This is a genomic window from uncultured Campylobacter sp. (genome assembly GCF_938045225.1).
In the GTDB taxonomy this organism is placed as follows: domain Bacteria; phylum Campylobacterota; class Campylobacteria; order Campylobacterales; family Campylobacteraceae; genus Campylobacter_A.
Genome location: NZ_CALINL010000208.1, coordinates 1 through 10,504 on the forward strand (window position 1 = coordinate 1; position 10,504 = coordinate 10,504).

At 45.9% G+C, this 10,504-nt stretch carries 6 protein-coding genes and 1 tRNA gene; all 7 read right to left on the bottom strand.

Annotated features, from left to right (window positions below; all coding sequences use genetic code 11):
• Positions 1-83: 83 nt before the first annotated feature.
• Positions 84-160: transfer RNA gene (locus Q0200_RS07685), tRNA-Arg, on the bottom strand.
• An 86-nt stretch (positions 161-246) separates the two neighbouring features.
• On the bottom strand, positions 247-2,325 hold the full coding sequence (gene fusA / locus Q0200_RS07690; protein ID WP_297939941.1) for an elongation factor G: 2,079 nt from the start codon (positions 2,323-2,325) through the stop codon (positions 247-249).
• A 12-nt stretch (positions 2,326-2,337) separates the two neighbouring features.
• Positions 2,338-2,808: a 30S ribosomal protein S7 gene (gene rpsG / locus Q0200_RS07695; protein WP_295142735.1), complete on the bottom strand. Its 471-nt coding sequence runs from the start codon at positions 2,806-2,808 to the stop codon at positions 2,338-2,340.
• A gap of 75 nt (positions 2,809-2,883) precedes the next feature.
• Positions 2,884-3,291, bottom strand: coding sequence for a 30S ribosomal protein S12 (gene rpsL / locus Q0200_RS07700; RefSeq protein ID WP_004322129.1), 408 nt, complete (start codon positions 3,289-3,291; stop codon positions 2,884-2,886).
• A 99-nt stretch (positions 3,292-3,390) separates the two neighbouring features.
• Positions 3,391-3,780 (bottom strand): DoxX family protein, encoded by a 390-nt coding sequence (locus tag Q0200_RS07705; RefSeq protein ID WP_297939944.1) that lies wholly within the window; start codon positions 3,778-3,780, stop codon positions 3,391-3,393.
• A 106-nt stretch (positions 3,781-3,886) separates the two neighbouring features.
• Positions 3,887-8,395 (bottom strand): DNA-directed RNA polymerase subunit beta', encoded by a 4,509-nt coding sequence (gene rpoC, locus Q0200_RS07710; protein ID WP_297939945.1) that lies wholly within the window; start codon positions 8,393-8,395, stop codon positions 3,887-3,889.
• The coding region (gene rpoB / locus Q0200_RS07715; RefSeq protein ID WP_297939946.1) for a DNA-directed RNA polymerase subunit beta at positions 8,388-10,504 on the bottom strand (2,117 nt) is incomplete at its 5' end. The genes rpoB and rpoC, both read right to left, overlap by 8 nt.

The window sequence follows — 10,504 nt, forward strand, 5'->3', positions numbered from 1 at the left end:
ACTTATAAAAATAGGAATTCTAAATATAAATGATTTAAAGCACTCTATAAAAGATTTTTATGAGATGGTATTAAAAGCAGGAGTGGTGTCCCCAGCGAGGTTCGAACTCACGACCTCAGAATTAGGAATTCTGCGCTCTATCCAGCTGAGCTATGAGGACATAAAATAAAAACCCGTTTTAATTACAAGGGTCAAAATATAGATTAAATTGAAGGCGAGGATTTGCATCCCCGCCAAATTTTTGGTTTAACCGTTTCTTTTCTTGATAATCTCTTCGCTGACGTTTTTTGGAACTTCCTCGTAGTGGTCAAATTCCATAGAATAAGTCGCGCGACCTTGCGTCATAGAGCGAAGGTCGGTAGAGTAACCAAACATCTGAGCTAGCGGGCAGAAAGCCGTGATGATCTTGCTTCCGTTGCGCTCGTCCATAGAGTTTACTTGACCTCGGCGTTTGTTTAAGTCGCCGATAACGTCGCCCATATAATCCTCAGGCGTCTCAACCTCGACCTTCATCATAGGCTCAAGGATAACCGCACCCGCTTTTCTAGCGCCCTCTTTGAAGCCCATAGAAGCAGCTAGTTTAAACGCCATTTCAGATGAGTCGACTTCGTGGTAGCTGCCGTCAAATAGAGTAACTTTAACGTCCTCGACCGGATAACCGGCAAGTACGCCGTTTTGAAGCGCCTCTTTGCAGCCTTTTTCAACCGCAGGGATGTACTCTTTAGGAACTACGCCGCCTTTGATGTCGTTAACGAACTCAAATCCGCTAGCCGCAGGTAGCGGCTCAAGGCGCAAGAATACGTGTCCGTACTGACCGCGACCGCCTGATTGCTTAGCATATTTATACTCTTGCTCGACGGTTTTACGGATAGTCTCGCGGTATGCAACTTGCGGTTGACCAACTTCGGCATCGACTTTAAATTCGCGTAGCATTCTGTCTACGATGATATCAAGGTGAAGCTCACCCATTCCCGACATAATTGTTTGACCAGTTTCTTCATCTGTGTGAACTCGGAAAGTTGGGTCTTCTTCGGCAAGTCGTTGAAGAGCAATTCCCATTTTTTCTTGGTCGGCTTTAGTTTTTGGCTCAACGGCAACGCTGATAACCGGCTCAGGGAAGTCCATTTTCTCAAGGATAACCTTGTCTTTTTCGCTAGCTAGCGTATCGCCGGTTAGGGTATTTTTTAGACCAACTACCGCACCGATCTCTCCCGCGTGAATAACAGAAACTTCCTCGCGTTTATTTGAGTGCATTTTTAGCAAGCGACCGATTCTTTCTTTATTGTCTTGAACGGTGTTGTAAGCATAGCTACCGCTCTCAAGGCTACCGCGATAAACGCGTATGAAAGTAAGCTGTCCGACAAACGGGTCGGTCATGATCTTAAACGCAAGAGCGGCAAATTCGCCGTTATCGGTGCTTTCTACCGTTACTTCGCTACCGTCTTCATAAACGCCCTTAATCGCCTCGATCTCGTCCGGAGCAGGCAAATACGCTACGACCGCGTCAAGCAACGGCTGGATACCTTTGTTTTTAAACGCCGTTCCGCAAAGCATCGGAGTTATGGTCATTCTTAAGCAGCCTGCCTTAATGCCTTTTTTGATCTCCTCTTCGCTTAGCTCCTCGCCTGAGAAAAATTTCTCCATTAAGCTATCGTCGGTTTCAGAAACCGCTTCTATTAGTTTCGCGCGGTACTCTTCGGCTTTATCTTTTACCTCAGCAGGGATTTCTATCTCTTTATAATCGGTCGGTTTTTTGTCGTCTTCCCAGACATATGCTTTCATCCTAACAAGATCGACTACGCCTCTAAAGTTATCCTCTGCACCGATAGGAATTTGAATAGGCACCGGATTTGCTTTTAGGCGGTTTCTGATTTGTGACTCGACGTTAAAGAAATTTGCGCCGATTCTGTCCATTTTATTTACAAAAACGATTCTTGGGACGTGGTATTTATTTGCCTGTCTCCAAACGGTCTCGGACTGAGGCTGTACGCCGCCGACTGAGCAGAACACCGAAACAGCACCGTCAAGAACGCGCATAGAACGCTCGACTTCGATAGTAAAGTCAACGTGGCCCGGAGTGTCGATCAAATTTATCTGGTGATCTTTCCAAAAGCAAGTGGTCGCCGCAGACGTAATCGTAATGCCGCGCTCTTTTTCTTGCTCCATCCAGTCCATCGTAGCAGCGCCGTCGTGAACCTCGCCTATCTTGTGGCTCATACCCGTAAAGAACAAAATTCTTTCGCTGGTCGTAGTTTTACCGGCATCGATGTGAGCAGCGATACCGATGTTTCTAACCATATGTAAAGGGGTTTTTCTATCTGCCATACCAGCCTCCTCTTACCAGCGGTAGTGAGCAAACGCTTTGTTAGCTTCTGCCATTTTGTAGGTGTCTTCCTTCTTCTTGAAAGACGCGCCTTTTGAATTTGCAGCATCAAGTAGCTCGTTAGCTAGCTTATCGATCATCGTTCTTTCGCTTCTTTTTCTAGCAAAGCCGATGATCCAGCGGATAGCAAGAGCTTGTTGGCGAGCCGGGCGAACCTCTACCGGTACTTGGTAGGTAGCGCCGCCGACGCGACGAGATTTAACCTCCATAAGAGGCTTTATGTTTTCGATAGCATCGTTAAATACGTCTATACCTTTTGCGTCGCCGCTTTTTTTCTCGATAGCTTTGATGGCTCCGTACATGATCTCGGTAGCAACGCTTTTTTTGCCGTCGTACATAAGAGAGTTAATAAATTTAGTGATTACCTTATTGCCGTAAATTGGATCCGGCATTACTTCCCTGACGGGAGCTTTTCTTCTTCTCATTTGATTATTCCTTCAAATTTTATAAATTTTACTCAAACCTATGCCGCTAATGGCATGGTCTGCGAACCTAAATTTTTATTTCTTTTTACCTGCTGCGGCTGCCGCTTGACCAGGTTTTGGACGTTTAGCGCCGTATTTTGATCGAGAAACTGTTCTTTTCGCAACGCCTGCTGTATCAAGAGCGCCGCGTACGATGTGGTATTTAACACCCGGCAAGTCTTTAACACGGCCGCCGCGCACTAGCACGATGCTGTGTTCTTGTAGGTTGTGACCTTCACCGCCGATATAGCTGATCACTTCAAATCCGCTTGTAAGCCTAACTTTGGCAACTTTTCTCAAAGCCGAGTTTGGTTTTTTAGGAGTCGTAGTATAGACCCTAGTGCAAACTCCTCTTCTTTGAGGACACTCTTTTAGCGCTGGAGATTTTGACTTAAAAGTCACTTTCTTGCGCTCTTTTCTGACCAATTGATTAATGGTTGGCACAGTAATTCCTTTCGACTAAATTTATTAAAAAGACTTGATTTTATTTAAATTTGGCTTAATATAAGGTAAATTTCATCTTTAACGCCGAATTTTATCGCGCTAATCTTTTCTAATCGCGTATTTTCCGCTTCCGTTAAAGATAATGCAAAGCGATAAAACGATGTAAAGATATAAAATTTCAGCCTTAAAGCCGCCGACGTTTGTAAGCTCAAATAAATTTCCGAGTCCGTGGTAGGCGTACATTATCGTTAGGCTCGTGCCGATAACGAGCAATGCTCCGATCCTTGAAAATATTCCCAGAATTATCATTATCGGCGCAACAACCTCGCCTATATAGGAGTCGTAAGCCACAATCTCAGGCAAGCCGACTTTTGTTAAAATACTTTTTACGCCGCCTATGCCGTGTAAAATTTTTGCAAAGCCGTGCATAAAAAGACAGACACCAAGCCCCAATCTCGCAAATAAAATTCCCAAATCGAAATTTTTCATTTTTACTCCAAATTTTCAAATTTAGAGGATTGATTTTATCTGATTGGTTTTAAAGCGAGGTAAATTTAAGCCTCGCCAATTTTGGCGAGGCTTGTGGGGTTAAATTTTAGTTTTGTTTTAGCTTGATCTTTTGATCTTGATAAAGACCCGTTCCGACAGGGATCATGCGTCCTAGAATGACGTTTTCTTTTAGATCCTCTAGGTGGTCGATCTTGGCAGCGATCGAAGCTTCGGTTAGAACCTTAGTCGTCTCTTGGAACGATGCCGCAGAGATCACGCTATCGCTTCCGATAGCAGCGCGCGTAACGCCTAGCAAAATAGGCTCGGCGATCGCAGGATTGCCGCCCATTCGCATTATGCGCTCGTTTTCTTCCTTAAATCTCGTTCGAGAGATCATATCGCCCGTGATAAAATTCGTATCGCCGCTATCGACGATCTTAACCTGGCGAAGCATCTGAGAAACTATGATCTCGATGTGCTTATCGGCGATCGCAACGCCTTGAGAGCGGTAAACTTGCTGAATTTCGCTGATCAAATAATAGTGCAGCGCCTTTTCGCCCAAAATTCTCAAAACGTCGTGGCTTGATATTAGCCCATCGGTTAGCTTCTCGCCCGCGTGGATAAATTCTCCGTCGCGTACTTGAATTTGACGATTTTTATCTATCAAATACTCGGCAGTCGCGCCGTCGTCAGCTTCGATTACGATGCGCTCTTTAGATCGAAGCGGCTTTTCAAACCTTACGGTGCCGTCGATTTCGGCGATGATAGCCGTATTTTTAGGGCGTCTAGCCTCAAATAGCTCGGATACGCGCGGCAAACCGCCCGTGATGTCTTTAGATTTAGCGACAGCCTTAGGTGTTTTAGCTAGGATATCGGCTTGTTGCACCACTTGATCGTTACCTACAAATATCGCGGTCTTCGGCTCTAGTTGATAGCGAATCATCCTGCCTTCATTAGTGCTAATAACGATTGCAGGTTTGATACCAGATGGCAAATACTCGTTAATCACAAGGCGACTTTGACCTGTTGCTTCATCATACTGCTCGTCAGCACTATACCCAGGCTCGATATCCTCGTACGTCACCCTGCCGCCTTCTTCGGCAATTATTGGCGTAGAATACGGGTCCCACTCGGCAATAATAGTTTTTTCTTGTTTTTCAGGCTCTGAAATAATCGTCTTGCTATCAACCATTTCGCTATCGCTTACCTTAATGATAGAGCTTCGCGGAATATAATAGCGAACCGCCTCTCTGTCATCCTCGTCGGCAACTACGACAAATAGTCCTTTTTCCGTTACGACGTGACCTTTTTTGATACTTTTTGTGCGCTCTGGATAATCACCTTTTAGGATATAAAATTTAAGTACGCCGTTTGCGCCGGCAAGGATTTTCTTAGCGATCGGCTCGCCGTCTTCTACCTTTATCTCGCTCGCAAATGGGATACGTTTCGGTACGTTCCAGCCCTCTTTGATGAGCTCGGCGATACTTTCATTCTCTTTAACAATGTCGCCATCGGCATAAGGGATGTAAATTTTGCCCTCGACCTTGCCGCTAACGCCTGCCAGCTCGTTAGGTTTAGCTAAATCGCCTCTTCTTAGAGTATATTTAACCTCTTCTTTTTCGCCTTTTACGATGATATTTACGTCCTCGTGAGCGATCTCTATCTCAATCTTTCCGTCAAATGGAGCCTTAATCTTAGGCTCAACTAGCAAGACGGCAGAGTTTCTGCGGTTTGCTACGATTTTCTTGCCGCCGTTTTCGTAAACGTTTAGGTTGTAATACCTTATAAAACCCTCTTTTTGCGCGACGACTTGATAGTCTTGCTGTTCTGTAGATGCCGTACCGCCGATGTGGAAAGTTCTTAGCGTTAGCTGAGTACCGGGCTCGCCGATGGATTGAGCCGAGATGATACCGACGGCTTCGCCCGGTTTTACCAGCTTTCCTTCGCCCAAATTCACGCCGTAGCACTTCGCGCAGACGCCTTTTGCCGCTTTACAAGTTATCGGCGTTCTGATGCTGACAGATTTTATACCTGCTTCGGTTATCGCTTTAGCTTTTTCTTCGTCTATCAGCGTACCTTCGCTAAATAGTACCTCGTTTGCTATCGGATCGATCACGTCGTCGGCCAGTACGCGGCCTAAAATTCTCTCCTCTAAGCTCTCGATAAGCTCGCCGTTATCGGTAATCTCGGTAATCTCGATGCCCTCGTGCGTACCGCAATCATGCATAGTAACTTTCACGTTTTGGGCGACGTCGATCAGCTTTCTAGTTAGGTATCCCGCATTCGCCGTTTTTAGCGCGGTATCAGCTAGACCTTTTCTAGCGCCGTGGGTTGAGTTAAAGTACTCAAGGACGTTTAGACCTTCGCGGAAGTTTGAAATAATCGGGGTCTCGATGATCGAACCGTCAGGCTTAGCCATAAGACCGCGCATACCGGCCAGCTGGCGAATTTGCGCCGCAGAGCCTCTCGCGCCGCTGTCGGCCATCATATAAATAGAGTTAAATCCGCCCTTATCTCCCTGGATGAGCTTCATCATCTCGCCTGCGACGACGTTGTTCGTATCCGTCCAGATGTCGATGATCTTATTATATCTCTCGGAGTCCGTTAGCAAGCCCGCGCCGTATTGATTTTGTATCTCGCGTACTTTTTTCTTAGCCTCATTGATATATTTTTGTTTACTATCAGGAACGATGATATCGGCGATAGAGATCGAGATACCGGCCTTTGTCGCATAGCGGAATCCCAAATTTTTAAGCTTATCCAAAAATCCAGCCGTTACCTCAAGGCCGCCGTTTTTATAAACGTAATCAACCAAATTTGCGATATCTTTTTTCTTCATGACCCTGTTCCACATATTTTCAGGAACGAAATCAGGCAGAATCGAGCGGATGATCAAACGACCCGCAGTCGTAAACAACGTCTTGCCGTCGATCATCGTTTTTATTTTCGAGTGTACCTCTAGGCAGTGCGCCTCCTCGGCAATCATTACTTCGTCTACGGATGCAAAAATTTTATTCGCACCCTTGCTATCGGTCTTCTCTAAGCTTAGATAGTAAATTCCCAAAACCATATCCTGGCTAGGAACGGTAATAGCCTTACCACTTGCAGGAAGCAAGATGTTCATCGAGCTAAGCATCAAAATTTTGCACTCTGCGATAGCTTCTTGAGATAACGGCACGTGAACAGCCATCTGGTCGCCGTCGAAGTCCGCGTTAAATGCGGCGCAAACTAGCGGATGTAGCTGGATAGCCTTGCCCTCGACAAGCACAGGGTGAAACGCCTGGATAGATAGTTTGTGAAGCGTCGGAGCGCGGTTTAGCATAACCGGGTGATCCTTAACAACCTCCTCTAGGCACTCCCAAACCTCGTTCGTCTTATCCTCGATCATTTTCTTAGCTTGTTTTACGGTCGTAGCGTAGCCTTTCTCCTCTAGGCGAGCTAGCAAATGCGGCTTAAACAGCTCAAGAGCCATTCTTTTCGGTAGTCCGCACTGATCCATACGTAGTTTTGGACCGACGACGATAACCGAACGACCGGAGAAGTCGACGCGCTTACCGAGCAAATTTTGACGGAAGCGGCCTTGCTTGCCTTTGATGATCTCGGAAAGCGATTTTAGAGGGCGTTTATTTGCTCCTTTTACGGCATTTGCGCGTCGCCCGTTGTCAAATAGCGCATCGACGGATTCTTGAAGCATACGCTTTTCGTTTCTTATAATAATCTCAGGCGCGTCAAGCTCCATAAGGCGTTTTAAGCGCGCATTTCTATTTATAACGCGGCGATATAGGTCGTTTACGTCAGAAACCGCAAATTTACCGCCGTCAAGGCTAACTAGCGGGCGAAGATCCGGCGGAAGGACCGGTAAATTCGTAATCATCATCCACTCGGGACGGTTGCCGGAATTTAAAAAGCTCTCGACGACTTTTAGTCTTTTTACTATAGTTTTTTTCTTAGCTTCCGAATTTGTCGCGCTGATCTCGTCTTTTAGAGTGTTTAAAAGCTCGACTAAATCGATATTTGCTAGCAAATCACGGATCACTTCGCCACCCATCCTAGCTCTAAATCCGCCCTCTTCAAAGCGAGAAGCTAAAGAAACGTATTGCTCTTCGTTTAAAACATCGAAAATTTCTACCTTTTTGCTATTTTCGGTGTCATAAAACGCGTCGCCCACGCTCTCGACGATATACGCCTCGTAGTAAAGCACGCGCTCAAGGTCTTTCATCTTTATACCAAGCAGCGTTCCTATGCGGCTTGGGAGCGAATTTACGTACCAAATATGCGCAACCGGAGTTACGAGCTCGATATGACCCATTCTGGAGCGGCGTACCTTTGAGCTAGTTACCTCGACGCCGCATTTTTCGCACTTGATGCCTTTGTAGCGCATTTTTTTATACTTACCGCAAAGGCACTCGTAGTCGCGGATCGGACCGAAAATTTTAGCACAAAATAGACCGTCGCGCTCAGGTTTTAGCGTGCGGTAGTTTATAGTTTCGGGGTTTTTGACCTCGCCGTGGCTCCACGATTTTATCCTTTCAGGACTCGCCAAACGAAGCTGAAACGCCTCAAAATCGCGCGGTCTGCGTTCTTCTTTTATCTCAATAGGTTTTAACTCACTCATTATTTTCATCCTCATCGTATATCTCGACATCAAGCGCCAATGATTTTAGCTCGTTTGTTAGAACGAAAAATGTCTCAGGAATGCCAGTTTCAGGCACATTCTCGCCTCTAGTTAGGGCTTTATACGCAGACAAGCGTCCTTCGACGTCGTCTGATTTGACCGTTAGCATCTCGCGAAGCGTATGAGCCGCACCGTATGCCTCAAGCGCCCAAACCTCCATCTCTCCAAATCTTTGTCCGCCAAATAGCGCCTTACCGCCGACTGGCTGCTGAGTAACAAGGCTGTATGGTCCCGTACTTCTAGCGTGGACTTTTTCGTCGACTAGGTGATGAAGCTTTAGCATATACATACATCCGACGTTTACGCGCTCCTTAATCTTTGAGCCCGTGCGTCCGTCGTAAAGCTCGGTCTTGCCGTCCATATCGATCTTGGCTAGCTCAAATAGTTTCATTAGCTCGTCAAACCTAACGCCCTCAAATATAGGCGTGGCAAATTTGACGCCGTTAGCCCAGTCTCTAGCGTAGTCTAAAAGCATCTCGTCGCTCATTTTGCCTAGAGTCTTTTTAGCATCCATAAATTTAGACGCCGAAGCTATCTCGATCATCTTGGCTCGTAGCTCTTTTATCCACTCGCCCTTTTTCTCTTGGAAAATTTGATTTATCTGCTCGCCCAAGCGGTAGCCGACAAGGCCTAAGTGGCTTTCTAAAATTTGACCGATATTCATACGGCTAGGAACGCCTAGCGGATTTAACACGATATCGACCGGCTGACCGCTCGGCAGATACGGCATATCGACTTCTGGGACGATGTTTGAAACGATACCCTTATTTCCGTGACGACCCGCCATCTTATCGCCCACCTTTAGCTTGCGCTTGGTCGCGATATAGACTTTGACAAGCTTAACTACGCCGCTTGGTAAGATGTCGTCTTTTTCTAAAATTTCCATCTTCGCATCATGCTCTTCTTTGAGCTTTTTCTTTTCGTTTTGGAAATGATTTTTTATGTCGTCGTACGATTTTTGAACGTCTTTTGAAAAGCCTTTAACGATCGCGCTTAGAGTAAAGCGGTTGATGTTTTCAAACTCCTCTTTGTCGATCTTTTCGCCTTTTTTATAGGTTTTTTTGCCGATAGTTTGAGCAGAACTCAAAGGCGTTTTGCAAAGCAGAGCGCCCACTTTTAGCATCTCTTCCCTATCAAGCATTAAAAGCCTATCATGGTGCTCTTTTTCAAAAGTAGCTTTTTCCTCTTCATAAACCTTGTTTGAGCGATTATCTTTTTCATGGCCTTTTTTAGTAAAAATTTTAACGTCTACAACGACGCCTTCCATTGACGCAGTCGCGTAAAGAGATTTATTTACCACGTGACCGGCTTTTTCTCCAAAAATCGCGCGAGGCAAGCGTTCCTCAGGCGTCGGTTTAACCTCGCCTTTTGGAGAAACCTTGCCGACTAGAATCATGCCGGGTTTTACCTGCGTACCGATTTTTATTATGCCGCTATCATCCAGATGAAGCAAATCTTCCTCTTTTATATTCGGGATATCCTTAGTGATCTCTTCGACGCCGTCTTTTAGCTCGCGCGCTTCGATCTCTTTTTCATAGATATGCACGCTTGTAAACGCATCCTCTCGGATCATTTTTTCGCTGATTACTATCGCGTCCTCGTAGTTGTAGCCGTTCCACGGCATGAAAGCTATAAGCGCATTTTTACCGATAGCCAGCTCGCCGCGCTCCATAGACGGACCGTCGGCTATAATCTGTCCAGCCGCTACTTTTTCGCCTTTTTTAACGATAGGATGCTGAGAAAAGGTCGTGTTTTGGTTGGTTCTTAAATTTTTCTCCATTGCATAATGATCGATATACGGACCCGCATCATCTTCACCGAGGATAAAGATGTTTTTATTATCCACCTTTTCAACCACGCCGCCTCGTTTTGCTTTTACACTCTCCCAAGCATCTCTTGCGATAACACTCTCCATGCCTGTTCCAACGATAGGGGCAGTTGAGCGAAGTAGTGGCACTGCTTGACGCTGCATGTTTGAGCCCATAAGCGCACGGTTAGCGTCGTCGTGCTCTAGGAATGGAATAAGCGAAGCTGCAACACCAGCTATCA